This is a genomic window from Agromyces sp. MMS24-JH15 (genome assembly GCF_043518605.1).
Taxonomy (GTDB): domain Bacteria; phylum Actinomycetota; class Actinomycetes; order Actinomycetales; family Microbacteriaceae; genus Agromyces.
On the sequence record NZ_CP171358.1, the window covers coordinates 1,170,000 to 1,194,281 of the forward strand.

20 protein-coding genes are annotated in these 24,282 nt (G+C 73.6%); 13 read left to right on the forward strand and 7 right to left on the reverse strand.

Annotated elements, in window-relative coordinates; translation table 11 throughout:
* The first annotated feature begins 61 nt into the window (after nucleotides 1–61).
* From ACDF64_RS05320 to ACDF64_RS05330, 3 genes are all read left to right on the forward strand, one after another.
* A complete protein-coding gene (locus tag ACDF64_RS05320; RefSeq protein ID WP_394553873.1) occupies nucleotides 62–1,591 on the forward strand; it encodes an FAD-dependent monooxygenase in 1,530 nt (509 codons plus the stop codon).
* A 178-nt stretch (nucleotides 1,592–1,769) separates the two neighbouring features.
* On the forward strand, nucleotides 1,770–2,684 hold the full coding sequence (locus tag ACDF64_RS05325; RefSeq protein ID WP_394553875.1) for an NAD(P)-binding domain-containing protein: 915 nt from the start codon (nucleotides 1,770–1,772) through the stop codon (nucleotides 2,682–2,684).
* Between the two features lie 81 nt (nucleotides 2,685–2,765).
* On the forward strand, nucleotides 2,766–3,413 hold the full coding sequence (locus tag ACDF64_RS05330) for a hypothetical protein (RefSeq protein ID WP_394553877.1): 648 nt from the start codon (nucleotides 2,766–2,768) through the stop codon (nucleotides 3,411–3,413).
* A 15-nt stretch (nucleotides 3,414–3,428) separates the two neighbouring features.
* Here ACDF64_RS05330 and ACDF64_RS05335 read toward each other — a convergent pair whose 3' ends face one another.
* On the reverse strand, nucleotides 3,429–3,935 hold the full coding sequence (locus tag ACDF64_RS05335) for a MarR family winged helix-turn-helix transcriptional regulator (protein ID WP_394553879.1): 507 nt from the start codon (nucleotides 3,933–3,935) through the stop codon (nucleotides 3,429–3,431).
* A gap of 63 nt (nucleotides 3,936–3,998) precedes the next feature.
* Between ACDF64_RS05335 and ACDF64_RS05340 the strand changes: the two genes are divergently transcribed.
* Nucleotides 3,999–4,229: a hypothetical protein gene (locus tag ACDF64_RS05340; protein WP_394553881.1), complete on the forward strand. Its 231-nt coding sequence runs from the start codon at nucleotides 3,999–4,001 to the stop codon at nucleotides 4,227–4,229.
* Between the two features lie 4 nt (nucleotides 4,230–4,233).
* Here ACDF64_RS05340 and ACDF64_RS05345 read toward each other — a convergent pair whose 3' ends face one another.
* Both ACDF64_RS05345 and ACDF64_RS05350 read right to left on the reverse strand, forming a co-directional pair.
* The gene (locus ACDF64_RS05345; protein ID WP_394553883.1) at nucleotides 4,234–5,553 is read right to left on the reverse strand and encodes an FAD-binding oxidoreductase; all 1,320 of its coding nucleotides are present in this window, start codon (nucleotides 5,551–5,553) and stop codon (nucleotides 4,234–4,236) included.
* 105 nt (nucleotides 5,554–5,658) lie between these two features.
* The gene (locus tag ACDF64_RS05350) at nucleotides 5,659–10,122 is read right to left on the reverse strand and encodes a hypothetical protein (RefSeq protein WP_394553884.1); all 4,464 of its coding nucleotides are present in this window, start codon (nucleotides 10,120–10,122) and stop codon (nucleotides 5,659–5,661) included.
* A gap of 44 nt (nucleotides 10,123–10,166) precedes the next feature.
* On the opposite strand from ACDF64_RS05350, the gene ACDF64_RS05355 reads away from it, so the two are divergent.
* Nucleotides 10,167–10,931, forward strand: a complete 765-nt coding sequence (locus ACDF64_RS05355) for a TetR/AcrR family transcriptional regulator (RefSeq protein WP_394553885.1) — start codon at nucleotides 10,167–10,169, stop codon at nucleotides 10,929–10,931.
* 3 nt (nucleotides 10,932–10,934) lie between these two features.
* Here the strand turns inward: ACDF64_RS05355 and ACDF64_RS05360 are convergent, their stop codons facing one another.
* The gene (locus ACDF64_RS05360; RefSeq protein WP_394553886.1) at nucleotides 10,935–13,070 is read right to left on the reverse strand and encodes a S9 family peptidase; all 2,136 of its coding nucleotides are present in this window, start codon (nucleotides 13,068–13,070) and stop codon (nucleotides 10,935–10,937) included.
* 221 nt (nucleotides 13,071–13,291) lie between these two features.
* Here ACDF64_RS05360 and ACDF64_RS05365 point away from each other — a divergent pair, with 221 nt between their 5' ends.
* Complete coding sequence (locus ACDF64_RS05365) at nucleotides 13,292–14,974, forward strand: cellulose binding domain-containing protein (RefSeq protein WP_394553887.1); 1,683 nt, start codon at nucleotides 13,292–13,294, stop codon at nucleotides 14,972–14,974.
* A gap of 38 nt (nucleotides 14,975–15,012) precedes the next feature.
* On the opposite strand, the gene ACDF64_RS05370 is transcribed toward ACDF64_RS05365, so the two are convergent.
* From ACDF64_RS05370 to ACDF64_RS05380, 3 genes are all read right to left on the reverse strand, one after another.
* Nucleotides 15,013–15,417, reverse strand: a complete 405-nt coding sequence (locus ACDF64_RS05370) for a hypothetical protein (RefSeq protein WP_394553889.1) — start codon at nucleotides 15,415–15,417, stop codon at nucleotides 15,013–15,015.
* 96 nt (nucleotides 15,418–15,513) lie between these two features.
* The gene (locus tag ACDF64_RS05375; protein ID WP_394553890.1) at nucleotides 15,514–15,987 is read right to left on the reverse strand and encodes a LysM peptidoglycan-binding domain-containing protein; all 474 of its coding nucleotides are present in this window, start codon (nucleotides 15,985–15,987) and stop codon (nucleotides 15,514–15,516) included.
* 52 nt (nucleotides 15,988–16,039) lie between these two features.
* Entirely contained in the window at nucleotides 16,040–17,476 is a 1,437-nt protein-coding gene (locus ACDF64_RS05380; RefSeq protein WP_394553892.1) for a PLP-dependent aminotransferase family protein, read from the reverse strand.
* 109 nt (nucleotides 17,477–17,585) lie between these two features.
* Between ACDF64_RS05380 and ACDF64_RS05385 the strand changes: the two genes are divergently transcribed.
* From ACDF64_RS05385 to ACDF64_RS05415, 7 genes are all read left to right on the forward strand, one after another.
* Nucleotides 17,586–18,269: a pyridoxamine 5'-phosphate oxidase family protein gene (locus ACDF64_RS05385; protein WP_394553893.1), complete on the forward strand. Its 684-nt coding sequence runs from the start codon at nucleotides 17,586–17,588 to the stop codon at nucleotides 18,267–18,269.
* Nucleotides 18,270–18,598: 329 nt separating this feature from the next.
* Nucleotides 18,599–18,796 (forward strand): hypothetical protein, encoded by a 198-nt coding sequence (locus tag ACDF64_RS05390; RefSeq protein WP_394553895.1) that lies wholly within the window; start codon nucleotides 18,599–18,601, stop codon nucleotides 18,794–18,796.
* An 83-nt stretch (nucleotides 18,797–18,879) separates the two neighbouring features.
* The gene (locus tag ACDF64_RS05395; RefSeq protein WP_394553896.1) at nucleotides 18,880–21,795 is read left to right on the forward strand and encodes an AAA family ATPase; all 2,916 of its coding nucleotides are present in this window, start codon (nucleotides 18,880–18,882) and stop codon (nucleotides 21,793–21,795) included.
* A gap of 5 nt (nucleotides 21,796–21,800) precedes the next feature.
* A complete protein-coding gene (locus ACDF64_RS05400) occupies nucleotides 21,801–22,295 on the forward strand; it encodes a glutathione peroxidase (protein ID WP_394553897.1) in 495 nt (164 codons plus the stop codon).
* Nucleotides 22,292–23,038: a TetR/AcrR family transcriptional regulator gene (locus ACDF64_RS05405; protein ID WP_394553898.1), complete on the forward strand. Its 747-nt coding sequence runs from the start codon at nucleotides 22,292–22,294 to the stop codon at nucleotides 23,036–23,038. The genes ACDF64_RS05400 and ACDF64_RS05405 overlap by 4 nt, the downstream gene beginning before the upstream one ends.
* Nucleotides 23,035–23,550, forward strand: coding sequence for a GNAT family N-acetyltransferase (locus ACDF64_RS05410; RefSeq protein WP_394553900.1), 516 nt, complete (start codon nucleotides 23,035–23,037; stop codon nucleotides 23,548–23,550). Before ACDF64_RS05405 ends, ACDF64_RS05410 begins: the two co-directional genes overlap by 4 nt.
* 133 nt (nucleotides 23,551–23,683) lie before the next feature.
* Complete coding sequence (locus tag ACDF64_RS05415; protein ID WP_394553902.1) at nucleotides 23,684–24,259, forward strand: TetR/AcrR family transcriptional regulator; 576 nt, start codon at nucleotides 23,684–23,686, stop codon at nucleotides 24,257–24,259.
* Nucleotides 24,260–24,282 lie beyond the last annotated feature (23 nt).

The following is a 24,282-nucleotide window of genomic DNA, read 5'->3' on the forward strand; positions in this document are numbered from 1 at the left end:
GGTGGGTGCGCCGGGCCGGGCGCCCCTTCCGCTCGGCCGTGGCCGGTGCCAGATTGGGACGATGGCCGTCTCCGTCGTCACGACCGACGTGCTCGTCGTGGGCGCCGGCCCGACCGGGCTCATGCTCGCCGCGTGCCTCGCGCGCCTGGGGGTCGCCGCCGAACTCGTCGACGGGAAGGACGGCCCGACACGGGAGTCGCGCGCGCTCGTCGTGCAGGCCCGCACGCTCGAGGTCTACGACCAGCTCGGCGTCGTCGACCGCGCGCTCGCGGAGGGTCGGGCGATCCGCGCGGTCGTGCCCGGCTCCCGCGACCGCGCCTTCGGGCGGATCGAGATCGGGCGCCTCGGCTCGGGCGTCTCGGCGTTCGACGAGGTGCTGAGCCTCGAGCAGAGCCGCAACGAGTCGCTCCTCGCCGACTTCGTCGCCGCGCGCGGACGGGACATCCGGTGGCGGCACGCGCTGCGCGACTTCCGCGTCGTCGACGACGCCGGCGCGGGCGTCGTCGCGACGCTCGACGGCCCGGACGGCGAGGTCGAGGTCCGCGCCCGCTACCTCGTCGGCACGGACGGCGCGCGCTCGACCGTGCGCGAGGCGCTCGGCATCCCGTTCGAGGGGCGCACGAACGAGCACACGTACTTCGTCGCCGACGCGACCGGCACGACGGGCCTCGCCGAGGGCGACGTGAACCTCCGGTTCGCCGACGACGACCTGCTGCTCGGATTCCCGATGGGCGGCGAGGGCCGGTTCCGCCTGCTCGGCATCGTGCGCGAACGCGATCTCGCCGCGGACGGCTCGCTGCCCGAGGCATCCGTGCGCGACCGGTTGGAGCGCACCTTCGGCGTCCGCTACCGCGACCGCTCCTGGTACGCGACCTACCGTGTGCACCACCGGCTCGCGGCGCGCTTCCGCGCCGGACCGTGCTTCCTCGCCGGCGACGCCGCGCACATCCACTCGCCGGTCGGCGGGCAGGGCATGAACACCGGCCTGCAGGAGGCGCACAACCTCGCGTGCGCGTTCGCCGACGTGCTCGTCGGCGGCATGCCGGACGCCCGGCTCGACCGGTACGAGTCCGAACGCCGGCCGGTCGGACGGATCCTCGTCGAGTCCACCGACCGCGCGTTCGAGGCGGTCACCGCCGAGGGCGGGCTCGCGCGGTTCGTGCGTGCGAGGGTCGCGCCCCGGATCGGACCCTGGCTCGTGGGCGCCGTGCCACGCGTCGTGGGCGGCGACCGGCTGTTCGGCTCCCTCTCGCAGACGCGGATCAGGTACCGGATGACCCCGCCCGGCGCGAGGGTCGTGCCGGACGACCCGGCGGTCGGCCTTCGCCTGCCGTGGACCGGCGGCAACCACGTCGCGCTGCGCGCCTTCACGTGGCAGGTCCACGGCTACGGCGCGCCCACGGCGCTCGTCGAACGGGTCGGCGACGCCCTCGGGCTGGAGCACCACGTGTTCGCGCCCGACGCCGCCGGTCGGCTCCGAGCGGATCGCCTGTACCTCGTCCGGCGCGACGGGTTCGTGGCGGCCGCGGCATCCGCCGACCCGCGCCGCCGCGGGGTCCCGGCATCCTTCCTCGCCCAACTGCACGCCTGACCCGCGCGGTTCCGCGATCGTCCCCGGCAGATGCATGAGAATCGCCCGCACACCCGCCCTGGCGGCCCCTGTCGCCGATTCTCATGCATTCGCGACGGCGGTGCACGCGGCGGTGCACGCGGTGGTGCGCGGGGCGTAGCGTGGGGAGCCAGCGACGACGAGGTCGAGAGGGGCATTCATGGCGGTCATCGGGTGGATCGGGCTCGGGCACATGGGCGGACCGATGTCCGCGCAGCTGGTCGGCGCCGGACACGAGGTCCGGGGGTTCGACCTCGACGAGGTCGCGACCGTGCTCGCGACCGAACGCGGCGTGCAGGTGCAGGAGAGCATCGCCGACGCGGTGTCGGACGCCGATGCGGTCTTCACCTCGCTCCCGCGCAACGAGCACGTCCGGCAGGTCTACGAGGCGACCGCCGGCATCTGGGCGTCCGCCCGGCCCGGCGCGCTGCTGCTGGACACCTCGACCGTCGACGTCGAGACCTCGCGCTGGTGCCATGAGGCCTCGACGGCGCGCGGGTTCCGGTTCGTGGATGCCCCGATCTCGGGCGGGATCGCGGGCGCGGAGCGCGGCACGCTCACCGTCATGCTCGGCGGCGAACCGGACGCGGTCGAGGAGGCCGCGGCCCTGGTCGCGCCGATGGCGGCGCACGTGTTCGACCTCGGCGGGCCGACGCTCGGGATCGCGGCCAAGCTCGCGAACAACCTCATGCTGTTCGCGTCGCTCACCGGCGTCGCCGAGGGTGCGGCGCTCGCCGCGGCGCTGGGCCTGGACCCGCGACGGTTCTTCGAGGTCGCATCGACGTCGTCGGGGGACTCGTGGCCGCTGCGCACCTGGTATCCGGCCCCCGGGGTCGTGGAGACGAGCCCGGCGAACCGGAACTTCGACGCGACCTTCAGCGTCGCGCTCGCCGAGAAGGACCTCTCGTTCGCGCTGGCGGCGGGGGAGGCATCCGGTCTCGACCTCCCGGCTGCCGCGCTCGCGCTCGAACAGCTGCGGAGGCTGGAGGCCGAGGGGTACGCCGGCAAGGACGCGAGCCTCGTCGCGAAGTTCCCGGCCGGCGGCACGGTGGCCGGCTTCGATCCCGGGGCGTAGCCCGGCGGGATGAGCGTGCGCGCCTCCGGGCCGTAGGCTCGAAGTCGATCGGTTCCGGATCGTGGTCGGGAGGTGCGCGCGGTGTTCGGCTGGTTCACGCGTCGCAGGGGCAGGCGGTTCAAGCCCTTCGATCGCGATGCCCTGCCCGAGGTCGTGCCCCCGCCCTTCGAGGACATGGTCGACGAGGGCGTGATGCTCGCCGAGTCGGCGGGTCGGATGCGCCTCAAGAACCGGTTCATCGTGCAGTTCCTCCGCGGCGACGAGGCGTGGGACGACGCGCGGGCGGCCGTCGCCGCAGGTGAGGTGCTCGAGTCGCTCGTGCAGGAGTCCGACGAGGCCGCCGAGCTCTCGGCCGAGAACCGGGAGCTCGCGTCGAACCGCGACGGCCGTTCGGAGCACCAGCACGACTACCACCGCGCCGACGCGCTCAACCTGCGCCGCCGCGAGAAGGTCTACGCCGCGATCGCGAAGCAGCTCTGGAGGAAGCGCGCGGACCCGGACTACCTGGTCGACTTCGCGACGCGCTCGAGGGATGCCGCGTGGGAGGAGATCGCCGAGGTCATCGAGCAGCGGCTGGACCGCGAGTGGCCCGACATCCCGATCGACGCGGAGTACGAGCTCGCCAGGCCCGAGCGCATGCGCGAGCTCGCCGAGGACCTCGAGCTCGCGATGCGGCGTGCCGACCAGAAGCGCGAGGCGCAGAACCCGTTCGCCGACTACTGGGGCTGAGCCGACGACTGGGGCTCAGGCGCGCTCGCCTGCACCCTCGGCTGCGCGCACCGCGACGATGACGTCGGTGAGCCGGTCGCGGAGCGCGCCGAGCTCGTCGAGGTCGATCCCGAGGCGGTCGACGACCTGCGGGGGGATCCCGAGCGCCCGCTCGCGCAGCGCCCGGCCCTCGGGCGTGAGCGACACGTCGAGCGCACGCTCGTCGTGCGGGCTGCGGCCGCGGGTCACGAGCCCCTGCGCCTCGAGGCGCTTGAGCAGGGGCGACAGCGTCGCCGGCTCGAGGTGGAGCGCCGAGCCGAGGTCGCGGACGGTGCGTGGGCTCCGCTCCCAGAGCGCGAGCATGACGAGGTACTGGGGGTGGGTGAGGCCGAGCGGTTCGAGGATCGGCCGGTAGAGCCCGATGACGCCGCGGGCGGCGACCGCGAGCGCGAAGCAGACCTGGTTCTCGAGCGCCAGCAGGTCGGGTCCGGATGCCCCGTCCCCGGTCGCCCCGGCCGTGGATGCCGCGTGCTCGATGCCCATCCACCAAGTATGCGTCGGGGCATCCATCATTGCGAGCCCACGAATAGTTAGTACACTAACGGAATGCGTTCATCCGATCGACCGCGATCCTCCCGCGGCGGCTACGCCGGTCTCATCGACCGACTGAACGCCCGCCTGCTGCCGTGGATCGGCCCGCCGCCGCTCGGCCCGTACGATGACGAGGTCGCGCCCGCGGCGCCGCCCGCCTGCCCGCTGTGCGGCGCGCCCATGGCCGACCATGTGATCGACCGCGCCGCGCCCCGCACCCAGGTCCACTGCCCGACCCGCGGCTGAGCGCCTACGCCGGCCGGATGTGGTGCGCCGGGCGGAACGCGTCGCCCGGGTCCCACTCCGTCTTCACCGCCCGCAGTCGAGCGAGCGTGCCGGGCGGGTAGATCGTCGCGAGCACGTCGTCGCCCGACTCCATCGTGAAGTTCGAGTACGACCCCGAGGTGAAGTCGAGCGCCTCGTCGAGGGCGAGCCGGACGTCCGCTGCCTGCGCGTCGGTCGCGTCGAGGGGCAGTACCGCGTTGACGATGAGGAGCGCCTGTGCGTCGCGGAACGCGATCGGCGTGGCATCCGGATCGATCCGACCGAACTCCCCGCCGAGCGCGCGAAGCAGGACCATCGTCGGGAACTCGGCACCCGCGAGCACGCGCGCGGCGGCGTCGAGCAGGTCGTCGGAGAGTTCGGGCGCGAACCCGTTGCCGCCGACGAACCGGAACGGCGGCCGCCCGGGCGGGCCCTCCTCGAGCAGGTCGGCGTAGTCGAGCGGCCCGATCTCCACGGCGGTGACGCTCGGCAGCGAGGTGAGCGGTTCGAGGATGTCCCGCAGCGTCGCCTCGTCGCCGCGGAGGGACGGCGCGATCGTGATCGCGGCCGGCATGTCGGGACCGAACGCGGGCATCACGGTCAGCGTGGAGTTGAGTTCGTCGGGCGAGGCGACCGTGACGTCGCGCCACGCGCCGAGCACCGAGCGCGGGTCGGAGACGTCGAACACGAGGCGCCCGCCGACGAGGCCGTCGGCGGGCCGCGTCCGGAACGTGAAGCGGGTCGCGACGCCGAAGTTCCCGCCGCCGCCGCGCACCGCCCAGAACAGGTCGGGGTGGTGTTCGGCGTCGACCTCGAGGACGGCGCCCGCCGCCGTCGCGAGCTCGACCCGGTCCACGAGGTCGATCGTGAGGCCGTGGGTGCGCACGAGCATCCCGATGCCGCCGCCGAGCGCGAGTCCGCCGACGCCGACGTCGAGCGTGTCGCCCGACGTGACCGCGCGGCCCGACGGTGCGAGCGCGGCCGCGACCTCGGACCAGACCGCGCCTGCGCCGACGTGCACGCGATCGCCGGGCGCGGGCTCGATCGACGACAGTGCCGCGAGGTCGATCACGACCCCGCCGTCGGCGGGCGGGCCGCCGTGGCCGCCGCTGCGCACCGAGAACGGCACCCGCGTCTCGGCGAGGAAGTGCACGGCGGCTGCGACCTCCTCCGCGGTCGTGGGCCGCAGCACCGCCTCGGGCGCACCCGGGCCGAGGAAGACCCTGGAGCCCGACTCGTATTCCGGGGTGCCGGGTTCGAACACACGGCCGGGGACGCGTTCGTTCAGTTCGGTGACGATCGACATGCGAGGCATCCTCGCATTCCGCCCGAGGTCCCGAAAGGGCCATTCCGGTCACCCGGCGCCGGGCCACCGGCAGCGCGTCACGAGGGTGCGATCGGATCGCGAAGGTCAGTTGCGTTCGATCCCGACCTGCCGTTCGGACGCGATCCGGTCGGTCGCGCGGTCGGTGCCGGGGCCGCCGTCGAACGCGTCGATCCCGCCGCCGCCCGTGAGCGTGTCGGTGCCGAGCCCGCCGAACAGCCGGTCGTCGCCGTCGCCGCCGCCGAGCGTGTCGTTGCCGATCCCGCCGTCGAGGGTGTCCCTGCCCGGCCCGCCGATCAGCGTGTCGTTGCCGAGTCCACCGCAGAGGACGTCATCGCCGCCGGCGCCGTCGAGGCGGGCGTTGCCGTTCAGGCTCACCAGCAGGTCGGTGCCCCCGCCGCCGTTGAGCGTGGCCCCGTTCTTCCCGACCTTCACCTGGATCGGCAGGGTGCTCGACAGGGTGCCGTCGGACACGCGCAGCGTGAGGGTCGTGGTCCCGGTCGCTCCGAGCCCCGCGACCAGCGACACCGCCCGGTCGGCGTTCCTGCCCGTGATCAGCACGGCGGCGTTCCGCACCAGCGCCTGGTTGGTGTTGCCCGCGAGCGTCACGGTGAGCCGGTTGGCCGGGGTGTCCGGATCCGACACGACCAACGGGATGGATCCACCCGCGAGTCCGGAAGGCAGGCAGGTCGAACCGGTGCCGACCGCGATGGCCGGGGCGCTCGCGATGTCGTTGACGGTGATCGTGAACGGGCGCGTGATGCTCCCCCCACTCGAATCCGTCGACTTCACGGATATCTGGTACTGCGACTTCGTGGTGGCGTTGAACTGCGCCGCGGTCTTCAGGGCGTTGCCGGCGATCGTGAAGGCCGCGTTGTCGGCCCCGCCCGGAACGAGTTCGTAGGTGAACGTCTCGCCCGCATCCGGATCGGTCGTCGAGAACGTGCCGACCGTCGTGCCGGCCGGCAGGCCCTCGTCGACGTCCTGGCGCGACAGCGCGAGCGCCGTCGGCGCCGAGTTCTGCACCTCGAACCCGAACTCCTCGTGCGCGTCCTCGCCCGAGGCATCCGTGACCGTGAGCCCGAACATGTGCTCGCCCTTCGCGAGGGCCGCGCCCGACCAGCGGCCCTGGGCGGCGTCCGGGCAGGCGACGGTCGTGCCGTCGATCGTGCACGCGTAGGTCGTGATCGGCACCTCCGGCGTGCCCGGCGTCGTCGTGAACGTGAGCGTGCGCGTCGCCTGGTTCCACGCGAAGTCGGAGATCGTGGGCGTGGGCGGCGGTTCGGGGAGATCGAGGTAGAACGAGATGCTCGTCGGCGTGGTGTCGACATGCGGGTCGGTGCTGGCGAGCCGCACGGTCGCCTGGTAGAGGCCGTCGCGCAGGTCGCCGCCGAACTCGTCGGCGAACGCCACCGCCGCGAGGTGGCCCTCGGCGTCGCGGAAGGAGTCGATGGGACCGCATCGCTCGGCCGGCGGGTCGTCGAGCGGGAACGTCCGGTACTCGAGCTTCACGCAGAGATCGTCGGCGTAGGGGCCCCAATCGGTCTGGCCGCCCATCACGTAGGGAACGAGCTGCGGCGGCGCGTCGTACGTGGCGAGCGACTCGGCGTCGGTCGCGAGCGCGGCCCGGAACCGGTCTCCCGAGGAGGGCACGATCCGGATCGTCAGCGGCAGCGTGTTGTGGCCGCCGCCGTTCTGCTGCACGACCAGGGGGATGGTGTAGTCGCCGATCGCGCCGACCGGCGGCACCGAGATGAGCGTCACGAACGATTGACCCGTCGCGGGGTCGAAGCTCTTGGCGATCGTTCCCGCACCGTTCGGCAGCGTGATGAGGTTCGTCGTCTGCGTCGGGTCGGCGGGGTTGCGGAACGTGAACCCGGTGTTGGGCGGGATGACGACCTCTGCGATGTCGTAGGTGGATCCCGCGTTCGGCGACGCGACCGGGATCTCGGCGACGGTTCCCTTGGGATCGAAGACGACCGTGCCGGGGCTCGTCGGCGAAGGCGCCGCAGGCGGGATGAAGGTCGGGCGGCTGCCTGTTGGGATCGCGAACGACTTGGCGACGACCGATCCGTACCGATCGGTGATCCTGACGGTCACGGGGTCGGTGAGGTCGGCATTCCACGGCAATGCGTACTGGAGTTGCAGCTTGAGCTCCGGGAACAGGTCGGTGGCGACCGTCGAGCAGCTCATCGGGTCGACGTTGTGGCACTCGAGGTCGAGCGTCGTGAACGGGCCGTCCTCGCCCTCGACCGAGCCGGGCCACTGCACCTCGACCGTGAAGTCCTCGTCGGGCACCTGCGCGCCGAGCTGGACCGACAGCTGCAGTCGATCCCCGCCGTTGTCGCTCAGCGCGAGGGTGGTGAACTCGGGCTCGGGCGCCTTCACGACGAAGTCGACGACGCCGTCGACGTCCGGGACGGTGCCGTCGGCGGGGTCGGTGTCGTGCACGTGCACGTGCGCGCGGTACTGGCCGAGCGCGTCGGGGCGGAACCGGGTGTCGTAGGAGGTCGTCGGGGCGACCACTCCGACCCAGCCGCTGCCCGCGGGGTCGATGCGCTTGACGGTCCAGGTGTACTCGAATCCGGTCTCGTGCAGGCCGTCGAAGTTCCCGTCGGCGTCGACCGGGTTCGGGCGGAGGATCAGGGTGCGGCCGGGGGTCAGCGGGCCGACGATGGTCGGGCGCACGCCGGCGACCCGCGGGATGTCGGGCGGCACGAGGGCGACCGAGACGGGCGTGCCGTCGCGACGGATGAAGTGGATCGTCGTCGTGCGGTCCGCCGCGAGCACCCCGCCGGCGCCCTCGCGGGCGACGAGGAAGCCGCCGTCGGGCGCGGGTGCGCCCGGTGCCCGACCGACGCGCGACGCGACGACGGAGCGACCCGCGTTGTCGGTGTACGCGAAGTCGAGGACGGCGTGTTCGCCGGTGCCGTCTCCGATGTCGGTGATGAGCCATCCGCGGCTGAACCGGACCGTCGTGTCGACGGCTCCGTCCGGGACGGTGATCGACGACTCGACGTGCGGGGTGCCGCCGTCCATCACGAGGAACCGGTAGTCGAGGTCGGTCGTGGCGTTCTCGGGCCACAGTTCGGTCTTCTCGGGGAGGTAGACCCCGTCGCCGGGGTAGGAGCCCACGCCTCTCGTCACGAGGTCTCCGAGGGTCGAGAGCCCGGGTTCCTCCCGATAGGGGGGCAGGTCGGACTCCAGGCCCTCACGCAGCGCGCGCCCGGCGTAGTCGCCGCGGATCGCGTCGAGCCCGAAGGCGTCGGTGGCCTTCTTCGCGTTCGCGAGGTCGGCTCGGAGGTCGATGCCGACCTGCTCGTAGTCGTGCACCTGGATCGACCCGATCACGGTCACCACGATCGCCGCGACGACGGCTGCGACGATCGAGGCCGTGGCGCCGGCGGAGACGCCGACGAGCGTGCCGGCCCGGACCGCGTAGGGGAACACGTTCGCGAAGACCGCGCCCTGGCTCGACCCCGTGGCCAGGATGTACCCGCTCGTGAGCGTGCCGGCCAGGGTCGCCGCCGCGGCCGCGCCGCCGCCCGCGATCGCGAACCCCGTCATCAGGCCGATCGCACGGTACATCCCCGCCATCGACTCGCCGACGGCGCCGGGGTCGAAGTCGTCGAGGCCGAGTTCGCTCGCGTGGCGGTACACGGCCCAGGCGGTGAACGAGGCTGCGGGCGGCTGGGGAGGCGTGTACACGAAGAGGCTCGCGAGCGCCGGCTGCCGGCCGGCGCACCACGTGCGGACGTCCTGCGGCAACGTGACCGGGCTCGTCACCCAGGCCGGTGCCGCGGGAACGACGTAGGCGCATTCGGCCGCGTGGAAGTCGTTGAACTCGTCGACCGCCCACTGGGCGATCTTCCGGTCCTGGGCGAGGATCACGTCGTTCACCCAGTCGAGCGTCACCTGCTCCTGCGGGGTGAGCTCGACGCCGTAGAGGGAACGGTCGAGGATGTCGAGGATGCGGTTGAGGATGTAGCCGCGGATCGCGTCGCCCGCGTAGGCGCGCACCCGGCCGTCGGCCGGCAGGTCGTGGAGTGCGGCGAGCGTGTCGACCGCCTCGTCGGCGATCCAGCCGAGCGCCGGACCGGAGTCACCGTAGGGGCCCGGCCCCCTGGGGGGGATGTTCGGCCCTCCCGTCACGGCGATCGACGGGTCGAACGGCCCGGCGCCGAGCACGAGGGTGCCGTCGATCGAGGAGTCGGTGCCGAGGCAGAACTTCGTCCCGGACTCGTTCAGCTGCGTGCAGCCCGTCGAGATGTCGATCGCGGGTCCGTCGTAGTGGAGTTCGCCGCCGGTGATCGTGATCTGTCCACCGGTCTCGAGGTCGACGGAGCCGGTCGTCGTATCCGCCGAGGTGATCACGGGAAGGGTGGTGCCCTCGATGGGGACGACGTCGTCCCCGTCCTCGGCCGAGGCGGACGTGGCCGCGATGGGCACGAGGAGCGCGGCTGCGGCGGCGACCGTTGCGAGGCCGAAGAAGCGCCTGCGGCGCTTCGACGTCGAGTTCGGACGTGGGCGGGCGACACTGGGCAGCCTCATCGCATTCCCCTTAGATGGACGTATCATTCCACTTAGGGGTGAAAGTGGCAGAGAACAGAGAATTCCTCGACCCCCCGAACGGGGGTCAACTCGAGCCGCGCCGCCGCCGCGCGAAGCGATCCGACGCGATCCAGAACCGCGAGCGCATCCTCGATGCCGCCGGCGCGGTCATCGCCGAGCACGGCATCGACGCGCCGGTGCACCGGATCGCCGACCGGGCCGGCGTCGGCATCGGCACCCTCTACCGCAACTTCCCCGACCGCGATGCGCTCGTGCTGGGCCTGTACGAAGGGGCCGCCGTCGCCTTCGACCTCGTGTGCGACGCCGCGGAGGCGGCGCCGACCGGGTGGGAGGCGATCGTCGCGTTCATCGACGGCGTGACGGGGGTCTATCGGGACCGGCCGTGGCTTCGCACGATCGACCTGCGGGTTCGCCGTCTCCGTCCGTTCCCGATGCGGTGGGAGGCCGCCGTGCTCGCCGCCATCGACCGGGCGTGGGCCGAGGGGTCGCTCCGCCGGGACATCCAGGCGACCGACGTCATCTTCGTGCCGCCGATGCTGCAGGGGCTCTTCGACCTGCCCGAGTCGGTGCGCGAGACCGTGATCCGTCGCCAGCGCGACCTGTTCCTCGACGCGCTCCGGGCGGAGGGCGTGCCCCGACGCGCGCCGGGCGAAGACGTTCCCGGCGAGGTCCCCACCGTCGCCGAGGTGCGCGAGAGCCTGCCCGGCTGGCCGGAGGACGGGCCGAAGGCCGCGCCGGAGGACGGGCCGAAGGCTGCGCCGGAGGACGGGCCGAAGGGCGAGGACTGAACCCTACTCGCCCGACGGATGCGCCCCCGCCCGGTCGATGACCCACGCGTACGCGAACGCCCGCTCGCGCCACGCCGAGTACCGTCCCGAGACCCCGCCGTGCCCGGCGGCCATCTCGATCTTGAGCAGCGCGTCGGCGCCGTGGTCGCGGAGCTTCGCGACCCACTTCGCGGGCTCGACGTAGAGCACGCGCGTGTCATTGAGCGAGGTCACCGCGAGGATCGCCGGGTACCCGTGCGCGTGCACGTTCTCGTACGGCGCGTACGCCTTCATGTACGCGTACACGTCGGAGTCGGCGAGCGGGTTGCCCCACTCGTCCCACTCGATCACGGTGAGGGGCAGCGACGGGTCGAGGATCGACGTCAGCGGGTCGACGAACGGCACCTCCGCGAGGATCCCGCTGAACAGCTTCGGCGCGAGGTTCGCGACGGCGCCCATGAGCAGGCCACCGGCCGAGCCGCCCTGCGCGACGAGCCGGTCGGGGGAGGTCACGTCGCGGTCGATCAGGTGCCGCGCGGCCGCCGCGAAGTCGGTGAACGTGTGCCGCTTGTGCAGCTTCTTGCCGTGCTCGTACCAGAGCCGGCCCAGCTCGCCGCCGCCGCGCACGTGCGCGACCGCGAACACGATGCCCCGGTCGAGCAGCGACAGGCGCGGGATCGAGAAGCCCGGGTCGATGGATGTCTCGTACGAGCCGTACCCGTAGAGCAGCGTCGGCGCCGGCGTGCCGTACTCGACGAGGTCGGTGCGGTACACGAGCGAGATCGGGACGTGGGTCCCGTCGTCGGCGACGGCCCACTCGCGCCGCTGGGCGTACCTGGCCGGGTCGTAGTCGCCGAGCACCGGCTGCTGCTTGCGCACGCGGCGCTCGCCGGTCGCGACGACGACGTCGGTCACGGTCGACGGGGTGAGGAAGCTCGTGTAGCCGATCCGCAGCGTCGGCTGCGCCCAGTCGGGGTTCGCGCCGACGCCGACCGCGAACAGCGGCTCGTCGAAGGAGAGCTCGTGCAGCGTGTCGTCCGCCGTGGCGCCCTCCGGCAGCCCCTGCGGCGGGACCTTCGCGACCGCGACGCGGGGGAGGCCGTCGCGGCGGTACTCGAGCGCGACGAAGTCGCGGAACGCGTCGACGCCCTCGAGCCGCACCTTCGGGTCGTGGGCGAGGAGCGTGCGGCGAGGACCCTGCGGGTCGTCGGCGGCGACCGAGACGAGCTCGAAATTGACCGCGTCGCCCTCGTTGTGCGTGATGAGCAGCCGGTCGCGCCCGCCCGCGACGACGTGCTCGACGTCGTACTCGACGCCCTCGACGCGCGGCCACACGACGCGGAACTCGCCGGTCGGGTCGTCCGCGTCCAGCAGCCGGGTCTCGCTCGTGATGTTCGAGCCCGCCTCGACGACCAGGAACCTGCGCGACCGGGTCAGGCCGACGCCGAGCCAGTAGCGCTCGTCGGGTTCATGGAAGACCTGGACGTCGGATGCCCCGCCGCCGACCTCGTGCCGCCAGATCGTGTCGGGCCGCCACGACTCGTCGACGGTCGCGTAGAAGACGTACCGGCCGCTCGGGTCGAACAGCGCGCCCGCGGCGGTGCCCTCGATGACGTCGTCGACCTCCCGGCCCGATCCGTCGACCGAGCGGAGGCGGATCGTGTACCGCTCGTCGCCCTCGACGTCGATGCCGTACAGCAGCGTCGCGCCGTCCGCGCTCACGTCGAAGCTGCCGAGCGAGTAGAAGTCGTGCCCCTCCGCCTCGACGTTGTCGTCGAGCAGCACCTGCTCGGCGGGGAGCGGCGAGCCGTCCTCGGGCGTGACGGGCGGATCCCAGTCGTCGGGCCCGGTGACCGGCACCCGGCAGTGGATCCCGTACTGCTTCCCCTCGACCGTGCGCGTGTAGTACCACCAGTCGCCCTCGCGCGTGGGGACCGAGAGGTCGGTCTCCTTCGTGCGGTGCCGGATCTCCTCGAACACCTGCTCGGTCAGCACCGAGAGGTGCTCGGTGCGCGCCTTGGTGTACGCGTTCTCCGCGTGGAGGTGGGCGACGACCTCGGGGTCCTCCTTGTCGCGAAGCCACTCGTAGTCGTCGACGAACTCGTCGCCGTGATGGCTGCGGACGGTGGGTCGCTTCACTGGGACGGGTGGGTTCACCATGGGACCACGCTACGCGCCCGACCCGTGAAGGTGGCGCGAGCGGCTCGACGGTGAGCGGCTCGACGACCGACGGCGAATCGCCGAGGGATCCTCTTTGACCCGAGAGCGCTCTCCGGCTACGCTCACGCGGACGGCCGCGCCCCCGATCGCGTCCCCGCCGGTTCGATTCCGCCCCTCCACCATTCCGCCCCGCCCGCCCGCGTCCCGAAGGCCGATCCCCCATGAGCGCCGTCCACCGCGTCCCGCGCGCAGTCCCCGCACGCGGGCGACGCGCGCTCGCCGCGACCGCCGCGGTCGGGGTCGCGACGGTCGGCGGCCTCGTCGCGACGCTGGTCGCGTTCGCACCGCACGCCGCGGACCCGATCGACGCGTTCGTCGAGGTGTGCGAGACCGCATTCTGCGTCGACGGAGCGCCCACGGCGTTCGCGGGTGCGAACGCGCCCGACCTCGTCGGGCTCGACGAGGACGCCCTCGACCGCCGCCTCGCCGCGCTCGCGACGCTCGGCGTCGACCTCGTGCGCGTGCCCGCCTTCCCGGTCGCGGTGGTCGGCGAGGCGTCCACGGGCGACGAGGCTCGTGCCGAGCCGCAGGCCGGGAGCGTCCCCGCCGCGGGCGCGATCGACGACGAATCGCTCGCCGGGCTGGACGCGGTGCTCGACGCCGCACGGTCGCACGGGATCCGGGTCATCCCGGTGCTCGCGGCCGGCGGCGTGGACGACGACGGGCTCCGCATCCCCGCGGACTGCGCGGACTGCGGCGACCGCGCGGCCGACGCGGCCGGTGCCGTCGTCGCCCGCGTGAACGCGCGCACGGGGGTCGCCTACGGCGACGACCCGACGATCCTCGCGTGGGACCTCGCGGACGATCCGCACGTCGACGGCGACCCGACGGCGGATGCCTCGGGCGCGGCCCTGCGCGACTGGATCCACCGCGTCGGCGAGCGTGTCCGCGAGGCGGATCCGAACCACCTCGTGACGGTCGGCGTCGACGGGCAGGGCGCGGAGTTCGCCGCGGGTCCCGACGGCGGCGCGCCCTACGTGCCGACCTGCGCGAACCGCTACGTCGACTTCTGCTCGGCGAAGCTGTTCCCGACCGAGGAGCCGGGCGAGCTCAGCCCGGCCGCTGCCGCGGCGGCCGTCCAGCGCTACCTCGCCGACGCGCACGACCTCATCGGCAAGCCGTTCCTGCTCGCCGCCTTCAACGCGCACGCGAACGTCCGCGCCGAGTACTGGACCGCGATCTACCGGGCGCTCGAGGAGCACGGCGCCGACGCGAGCGCGTTCTGGGCGTTCCAGGCGTCGACGGCGTCGCGCGGGACGTACGGCGTCCAGCCGGACGATCCCGAGCTCGAGCTCGTGCGGGCGCACGCCGAGGCCGTCCACGGGCGGGGCGACACGCTCGCGTCCGACGGCCGGCCGACGCCCACCGCGGGCGCGCCGACCGTCCGCGCGACGCCGATCCCGACGCCCACGCCGACCCCGACCCCGAAGGCCACCCCGACGCCGACGCCGACCCCCACGGCGACGCCCACGCCGACGCCCGGCGACCCGGCGGTCCCGCCGCCGTCGGAGCCGTCGCCGCCCGCGGCCGTCGTCGCCTGCGCCGTGACCACGAGCGTCGACGACTGGGGGAGCGGGTACAACGCCAACCTGACCGTGACGAACCTCGGCGACGAGCCGATCGACGGCTGGGCGCTGTCGTTCGACCTCGGCGGCGGGCAGAAGGCGGGGTCGTCCTGGGGGGCCGACGTGAGCCAGACGGGTCGCACCGTGACGGCGACGGGTGCCGGATGGAACGCCGTGATCCCCGCGGGCGGCAGCGTCGGGTTCGGGCTCAACGCGACCTCCAACGGCCAGTCGCCCGCACTCACGGGGTTCCGGCTCAACGGGGCATCCTGCGGCTAGTCCGCCGGCTCGGTCCTCCCGCTCAGTCCTCCGCCCCGTTAGTCCTCGGACGCGTCGACGACCACCGCCCAGTGGTCCCCGGCGATCCACCGCAGGGTCCCGCTGACCTCCTCGCCGTCGCGCTCCGCACGGAAGTCGACGTCGCTCGGCGTCGCGCTGCCGACGATGCCGGTGCCGCCCGAGAACGTCGGGTGCTCGAAGCCGAGCCCCTCGAGCGCGGCCCGCCGCTGCGCCTGGTCCCACGTGCCGCCGAGGAAGGCGAACATGCCGAGCCCGAGCAGTGGCCCGCCGACCACGAGGATGATGCCGAGGTCCCGCGCCCACCGTCGTCGGGCGCCGAGCGTGCCGACGAACACGAGCACGATCCCGACGACGAGCAGCACGCCCGGGATGGCGAGCGGCCACGGGTTCCACGGTTCGAGCGTGATCTCGGCGCCATCCATGCCGCCGACCCTAGTCGAGCTCCCCGGCGGTCGAGGAGCGCCGCCGGAGGCGACGCGTCTCGAGACCCTCGCGAGCCGCCCTCGCGACCCGCAGCCTCAGCCCAGCCCGACCTTCGTCCAGTCGAGGTTGATCTCGTCGCCGATGTACACGGCCTCCCCGAAGTCGTGGATCTGCGGGTTCATCCGCAGCAACTGCTGCTGGGGGAGGTCGAATCGCTGGGCGATGTCGAAGAAGCTGTCCTGGGCGACGACGGTGTACCGGATCGGCATCCCGTTGCCGTCGACCACGACCGGGCCGTTCGCGCCCGCGATCGGGCCGGTGTCGACCGCGGGACCCGGTTCGACGACGGGCGCGGGCGCGTTCGGGACCGGGTCCGGCGCCGGGGCGGGCACCGGATCGGCGGGCGGCGGCACCACGGGGGTCGGCGTCGGCGTGGGCGTCGGGGGCGGTGCGGTGACGGTCACGACGACCGTCGCGGCGGGCGGTTCGGATGTCCCGCCCCAGCACGCGGCGAGGGGGAGGACGAGCAGCGGGAGGACGAGGGCGGTTCGGACGCGGGCGCGGGACATCCGTTCGCTCCGACCCATCCGCACCCCTTCGCTCGCACCCGCCTCGGTCAGCCTAGGGCGATCCCGCGGAGCGGGCGACCGCTTTCCCCACCTCCGCGCGGATGCGTGCGAGCGCTTCGGCGAGCACCGTGTCGGACACGCCCGCGTAGCCGATGACGATCCCGGGATGCTCGTCGGGCCGGGTCACGGCGTAGCGCCCCAGCGGCGCGACGAGGACGCCCTGCGCCTCGAGGCGGGTGGCGACGAGGTCGGCGGATGCCTCGTCCGGGAGTTCGAGCACGGCGTGCAGCCCGCCGTCGATCGCGCGCAGGCGATGCCCGGGCAGGTCGCCGAGCGCCTCGACGACGAGCCGGCGGCGGTGCCCGTACTCGCGCCGGCTCGCGGCGATGTGGCGGCGGAGCGCGCCGCTGCGGATGAAGGCGGCCATCGCCGCCTGCACGGGCCCCGCGACCGGGGTCTGCTCGTCGGCGCGGATCTCGGCGATCGCCGCGCGCAGTCCCGGGTGGTCGGGCAGCACGAGGTAGCCCAGCCGGATCCACGGCGTCAGCACCTTCGAGAAGCTGCCGAGCAGCACGGATCGCCGCGCGTCGAGCGAGGCGAGCGCCGGGAGCGGCGCACCGGTGTGGCGGTACTCGCTGTCGTAGTCGTCCTCGATGACGAGCGCGTCGTGGCGCTCGGCCCACGCGAGCACGCCGAGCCGGTCGGCGACGGGCAGGCGCCCGCCGAGCGGGTACTGGTGGCTGGGGGTGATCATGACGGCGTCGAGCGCGCCGGCCTCGTCGAGCGCGGCGGGCCGGATGCCGTCGGCACCCGCCTGCACCGGCACCGTGACGACCCCGCGGCGCTCGAGCGTGCGACGCGCGGTCGGATATCCCGGGTCCTCGACGCCGATCCGCGGCGGCCGGCCCGCGAGCGCCGCGAGTGCGGTCGCGACGAGCGCGACCGCCTCGGACGTGCCCGCGGTCACCACGACGTCGTCGGCCGAGCACGCGACGCCGCGCGCTCGCCGCAGGTGGTCCGCGAGCTGCTCGCGCAGGCCGAGGAGCCCGAAGGGCGGCGGCGACCAGGCCGGGATCGGCCGCGGCTCGCTCGCCGCCTCGCGCCACGCCGCCCGCCACGCGCGCTCGTCGATCCGGGTGGTGGAGGGCACGCCGGGGTTGAGGTCGGCCAGGATCGGGGCATCCACGCGGTCCGCCTCGGACGCGCCCGGCCGCCCGACCGGTTCGGGGACGGCGCGCGACTCGAGTGCGGCGACCGTCGTCGACGCGCCCTGGCGCATCTCGAGGTACCCCTCGCCCGCGAGGCGTTCGTAGGCGGCCACGACCGAGCTGCGCGAGACGGCGAGCTCGGTCGCGAGTGTGCGCGTCGACGGCAGCGGGTCGCCGGTGCGCAGGTCGCCGCTCAGGATGCCCCGGCGCAGCGCCTCGACGAGCTGCTCGCCGATCGGCCGGGCGTCGTCGCGGTCGATCGCGAGGATCGGTCCGTCCATCTCGTGCCTCCGGTCGTCCGGCAGCCAGCGACGACGGCGCTGACTGGTCTGGTCGGTACGTCGCGAACTGGACTGCCGACCCGACCAGTATGCACCCCAGACTCGAACCATGACGACGTTCCACCCCATCCCCGCCATCACCACCGACCGACGCATCCGCCGGCTCTCCGAGCGCCAGCAGTTCGACCGCACCGCCCTGTACGAGCTGCTCGACGAGCAGCTCGTCGGCCACCTCGCGGTGGTCGCCGACGGCGTGCCGCTGGTCGTGCCGACCGCCTTCGCGCGCGTCGGCGACGACGTGCTGCTGCACGGGTCCACGGGGAGCGGGTTCGCCCGTCGCGCCGTCGCCGACCGGACGCAGGTCGCGTTCGCGGTGACCTCGCTCGACGGCCTCGTGGTCGCGCGGTCGCTGTACGACAGCTCGATGAACTACCGGAGCGCGGTCGTGTACGGCGTGCTCGAACCGGTCGCCGACACGCAGGCCGCGCTGGACGCGATCGGCGAGCGGCTCCTGCCGGGTCGCGGTGCCGAGGTGCGGGCGAACACGCGCAAGGAGGTGGCCGGCACCGCGGTGCTCCGGCTCGCCCTCGACGACGTCGTGATGAAGGCGCGCGCGGGTGGCCCGAGCGAAGCCGAGGACGACGGCGAGGATCGCGGGATCTGGGCGGGCGTCGTGCCCCTGGCTCCCGCCTGGGGCTCGCCGATCGCCTCCGAGTCGACCGCGCCGGAGGTCGCGGTGCCGGCGTCGGTACGGGCGCTGGCCGGTGCGAGTCGCGTCGCCGCGACGATCTGAGGTCCGGCGGCGCGCGAATAGGGCGATCGCCCGAAGCGAGGCGGATGCCTCAGCGAGCAGGCTGGGAGCATCCGGACGAACCACCCGAGAACCGGAAGGAGGTCAGGCCATGTTCGCACTCATGCTCGTGCTCGGCGCCCTCGCCGCAGCCGGCATCGTCGGCGCCGTCCGCCAGGTCCGCGCCGACGGCTACCGCGGCACGCCGGTCCGTCCGGCATGACCGCCCGCCCCGACGGCCGCCTCAGGCGCGGTCGTCCGGTCGCCCCGGGAAATAGGGCGATCACCCGATGAGCGCCGCCCGCCTCAGCGAGCAGGCTGAAGGCAACGGAATGAACACGGAGGATCCCATGCAGTACTCGACAGACCTCGAAGCCCTGCACGCGCACGAGTGGCTCCTCGAGCGCTCGGAGCGGGAGCTGGAGATCCGCCGACGCCACTTCGAGCGCCTGGCGGAGGATGCCGCCGACGAGCCCGTCGAGCACCGCCGTCGCCACGGGTTCCACGTGCCGCGGCTCGCGTTGCGGTGAGCGGCGCATCCGGGTCCGCCGCAGCGGAGGTCATCCCGTTCCCGGTTCCCGCCGGTGTCGGTGGGGAGTGGCAACATGAAGGGGTGACCACCACTGCGGTGAGCCCGGCGATGGTCGGTCGCCAAGCCGACCTCTCGTGGCTCGAGGGCCTCCTGAGCGAGACGCGCGACGGCGCGCCCCGCACGGTCGTGCTCGGCGGCGAGGCGGGGATCGGGAAGACCCGCCTGCTCCGCGAGTTCCGGGCCCGGCTCGATCCCGACGTCCGCTACCTCGCGGGTCAGTGCGTCGACCTCGGCAGCGTCGCGTCTCCCTACGCCCCGGTGAAGACCGCGCTGCGCGCGCTCGTGGCCGAGATCGGCGCGGAGGCCGCGCTCGAGGCCGTGGGGCCCGGGCGCACGGCCCTCACGGCGCTCCTGCCCGAACTCGGCCCGTCCGACGGCGACGCCGCCTCGACCACGCCCGACGGCGCCGCGGCCGCGGGTCGGCTGCACGAGGCGATCGCGGTGCTCCTCGAATCCGCGTCGCGCGAGCGCGCGACCGTGCTCGTGGTGGAAGACCTGCACTGGGTCGACGCCGCGAGCCTCGCGCTGCTGCGCTTCCTCATGCGCGCGCTCACCGAGGCCCGCGTGCTGCTCGTGATGACCTACCGCACGGAGGACGTCGGCCGCGGCCACCCGCTCCGCGGCTTCCTCAGCGAGGTCGAGCGCGACCGATGGGTCGACCGACGCGAGCTGTCCCGGCTGACGCGCGCGCAGACCGTCAAGATGGCGCGCGCGCTCATCACCGAGGTGGCCGCCGAGGAGGCGATCGAGTCGATCGCCCGCCGGAGCGAGGGCGTGCCCTTCTTCATCGAGGAACTCGTCGGCATCGACGGATGCCGCGACGAGGAACCGCTGCCCGACACGCTCCGCGACCTGCTGCTCGCGCGCTACGAACGGCTCTCCGACGGCGCACAGGAACTCCTGCGCCTCATCGCGACGGGCGGGGTCCGCATCTCGCACGGGCTCCTGGCCGAGGTCCACGCGGGCGACGCGGCCGCGATCGACGCGGGCGCGCGCGAAGCCGTGATCGGCGGTGTGCTCACGATCGACGGCGACGACTACGCGTTCCGGCACGCGCTCGTGCGCGAGGCGATCCTCGCCGACCTCCTGCCGGGCGAGCGTGCGCGGTTCCACGCCCGATACGCCGAGGCGTACGAGCGCTCCGCGGGCCGCCGGCGCGTGGCGGCCGAGATCTCCTTCCACTGGCTCGGCGCCCACGACGCGGTGCGCGCCTACCCCGCGACGATCCAGGCGATGCGCGAGGCGCGCGCCTCGGCGGCCTTCGCGACCGCCGCGCAGCTCGGCGAACGCGCGCTCTCGCTGTGGGACGTCGTGCCCGACGCCGAGGCGCTCGGCGGCATGGGCAAGGTCGAGCTGATGGGTCGAACCGGGGCCTACCTGCGCAACGCGGGCGAGAGCGAGCGGGCCCTCGCGCTCGTGAAGGCGGCGCTCGCCGAGTGCCCCGCCGACGACCCGCAGGTCGCCCGGCTGCTGCGCGACCAGGCGTTCGTGCTCGCGAACCTCGCGCGTCCGGGCGCGGTCGCGCTCCTGCGCCGCTCGCTCGAACTGCTGCCGGAGGATGCGCTGCTGCAGCGGGCCACGGTGCTCACCGGGCTCGCGGGCCGGCTCATGATCGACGGCGCCGGGGAGGAGTCCATCCGCGTCGCCGACGAGGCCGCGGCCGTTGCGGACCGCATCGACTCCGACCGCTACCGGTCGATCGCGACGAACATCGCCGCCGTCAGCATCGCCGAGCGCGGCGACGTCGAGCGCGGGCTCGCCCAGCTCGAGCTCGCACGCGAGTACGCCGACGGCGACGGCCCCGCACTGCTGCGGTACTTCGTCAACGCGAGCGACCTGCGCCACCTCATCGGGGACTTCCGCGCGGCGCTCCGCCTCGCCGAGGAGGGGTTCGAGCGTGCCCGCGAGGAGGGCCTCGAGCGCAGTTCGGGCGTCATCCTGGCCTCCAACGCGATCGACCCGCTCATGGCCCTCGGCGAGTGGGAGCAGGCCGATCGGCTCATCGAGCGCTCCCTGAGCCTCGTGCCGTCGACCTCCTTCGAGATGTACGTGCAGCGCGCCCGCATCTGGGCCATCCTCTGGCGGGGCGACGTCGCCGGTGCGACCGCCGCGCTCCGCGCGGCGCGGTCGGGGCTCAACGCCGTGATGGACGTCGAGTTGCAGGCCAGGCTCGGCGTCGGCCGTGTCCTGGCCGAGCTGGCGCTCGAGTCCGACGACCTCCCGGGCGCCGTCCGCGAGCTCGGGCGGCTGTTCGCCGAGCAGCACGTGCCGCACGCCGGGTACGCGCTTCCGTACCTGTGGGCCGCGAGCCGCGTGATCGCGGCCGCGCGCCGCGACCCCGCGGCCGCAGAGCTCGGCGCCGACGAGGTCGCCGACCGGGAGGCGCGACTGCGGTCGCTCCTCGACGCCGCGCAATGGCCGACGCGCACGACCTGGGTGCCCGTGTTCGAGGCCGAACTCGCCGCAGCCGACGACGTCGCGGCCTGGGAGGCGGCCGTCGAGGCGGCCGACCGGCCCGATTCGCCCGTGGTCCTGCGCTCGCACACTCGGCTCGGGCTCGCTCGGGCCCACCTGGCCGCGGGCGACCGCGTCGCCGCCCGCGCCGCCGTCGAGTCGGCCATCGCCGTCGCCGACCTCACGGGCATCGGGCTGGTGCGCGCGCACGCCGAGGCGTTCGCGCGATCGGCGGGGCTCGCCGCGCTGCACGCCGCCGGCACCGCGCACGCCGACGGCGAGGAGTACGACCCGCTGGAAGACCTCACGGCGCGCGAACGACAGGTGCTCGACCTCATCGCGGAGGGCCTCAGCAACCGCCAGATCGGGGAACGGCTCTTCATCAGCGGCAAGACCGCGAGCGTGCACGTGTCGGCGATCCTGCGAAAGCTCGGGGCATCCACACGGACGGAGGCTGCGGTCAGGGTGGGGGCGCTACGGTAGTCCGCATGGCGACGATCGACGACATCCCCTTCACCACCACGGACGGCGGCACCGCCTCGCTCGCCGACTACGCCGGCAAGGCCGTGCTGATCGTCAACGTCGCCTCGCGCTGCGGGCTCGCCCCGCAGTACGAGAAGCTCGAGCGGCTCCAGCGCGAGTACGGCGAGGAGGGCCTCGTGGTCATCGGCTTCCCGTCGAACCAGTTCCTTCAGGAGCTCTCGACGAACGAGGCGATCGCCGAGTACTGCTCGACGACGTGGGGCATCACGTTCCCGATCGTCGACCGCGTCCGCGTGAACGGGCGCAAGGAGCACCCGCTCTACACCGAGCTGAAGAAGACGCCGGATGCCTCCGGCAAGGCCGGCCGCGTGAGCTGGAACTTCGAGAAGTTCCTCGTCGCGCCCGACCGGTCGGTCGAGCGGTTCCGCCCGCACACCGAGCCCGACGACCCGCGCGTGATCGCCGCGATCGAGGCCGCGCTCGCGGCCGCGGCGGCATGAAGCCGGGCCCACGCCGGAGCCTCAGCCAGTCCGACCTCCTGCAGGCCGCCTTCGAGCTGTTCGAGCAGAAGGGCTTCGCGGGCGTGTCGGTCCGCGGCGTCGCCGGCGCCGTCGGGCTCTCGCCGACCGCCGTGTACACGTACTTCCCGTCGAAGGACGCGCTGCTGCGCGCGATGGTCGAGGAGTTGCTCGTCGACCTCGACCCATCCGCCGGTCGAGTCGGCAGCGAAGCCCACTCCGCTGGTCGAGTGGGCAGTGAAGCCCCCTCCGGTGGTCGAGTCGGCAGCGAAGCCCACTCTGGTGGTCGAGTAGGCCGCGAAGCAGCCGTATCGAGACCCTCCGACGCCCTCGTCGAGATCGCCGTCGCCGTCCGCGCCCGCCTGCGTGCGCATCCCGGGTCGATCGCCCTCGTCACGAGCACGGCGCCCGACGGCCCGCGCGCCCTCGCCCTGGTCGAGCGCCTCGGCGCCGGCTTCGAGGCATCCGGGCTCCCCGCCGACGACGCGGCGCGCGCCGCGCACGCGCTGCTCGCCCACGTGCTCGGCCAGGTCGCCCTCGAGGCGGCGTGGACCGCGGGCGCGGAGGCCGAGGCCCCCGCGATGCTCTGGAGCGACCACGCCCCGCATCCGTTCGGCGAAACCGGCGCGCGCCTCGGCCTGCGCACGGGCGACGACGACGAGTTCCGCCGGTCGGTCGAGACGCTCGTCGACGGATGGCTCGTGGGGCGTACCGTTCAGGCATGAGCATCCGCGTGCGCCCGGGGACCGTCGCCGACGCCCCCGACATCGCGCGCGTCCACTGGGAGAGCCACCGGACGACCTACACCGAGCCCGGCCTGGTGCGTCGCGACGTCGTCGAGGCCTGGACCATGCGCGACCGCGTCATGGCGTGGACCACGCACCTCGCGATCGCCGAGGGCGTCTTCCCGCCGCCCGAGGGGTTCCGCCGCATGTCGATCCACGTCGCGGAGGTCGACGGTCGCGTGGTCGGCTGGGCGAACACGAGTGACGGACGCGACGCGGATGCCCCGCGCGCGATCGAGCTCGAAGGCCTGTACACGCTCGCCGAGGTGCACGGCACGGGCGTCGGCCCAGCCCTGCTGGACGCCGCGATCGGCGACCGGCCCGCCTACCTGTGGGCGCTCGAGGTGAATCCGCGCGCGCACGCGTTCTATCGCAAGCACGGGTTCGAACTCGACGGCGCGACGAAGTGGGACGACCGCTGGCAGGTCGCCGAGGTGCGGTTCGTCCGCTGACGTCCGCGCCGGCGCGCCGCGGATCGGCGTCACGTCGTGCGACGGGCCGGTTGGAACGCGCCCGACCCGGGCTGCAGGCCGGATTCCCAGCGGATTCCCCGCAGCAGAAAGAACGTTCTAGTATCATGGACGCATGAGCACCATCGAGACGCCGACCTCGCCGGCACGCGACCGGTTGCTGTCGACGGCCGCCGAGCTGTTCTACCGCGAGGGCATCCACGGCATCGGCGTCGATCGCGTGCTGTCCGATGCGAACGTGACCAGGGCCACGATGTACCGGCACTTCGCCGGCAAGGAGGCGCTCGTCGCCGCCTACCTCGACCGCGAGGACGCCACGATCCGCGGCTACTTCGCCGCGGCCGGCGCGCAGACGGAGGACCCCGAGCGGCTGCTCGCGCTCGTCATCGAGGGCGTCGCCGACGACGCCGAGCGGTACCACACGCGAGGATGCCCCTTCATCAACGCCGCCGCGGAGTACCCCGACCCCGACAGCGAGGTGCGCCGCATCGTCGCGCGCCACCGCACGTGGTTCCGGGACACGCTCGCCGGGCTCCTCGCCGCGGCCGGGCGCGACGACGCCGAGGCGACCGCCGCGGTGCTCGTCCTGCTGCGCGACGCGATGCTCGTGGGCAACGCGCTCGACGGGGCATCCGTGCGCGACGCATTCGAGCGGGCCGCCCGGCAGGCGGCCGGGCTCGCCGAGGGCTGACGCGCCCGAACTGCGCTGCGCTA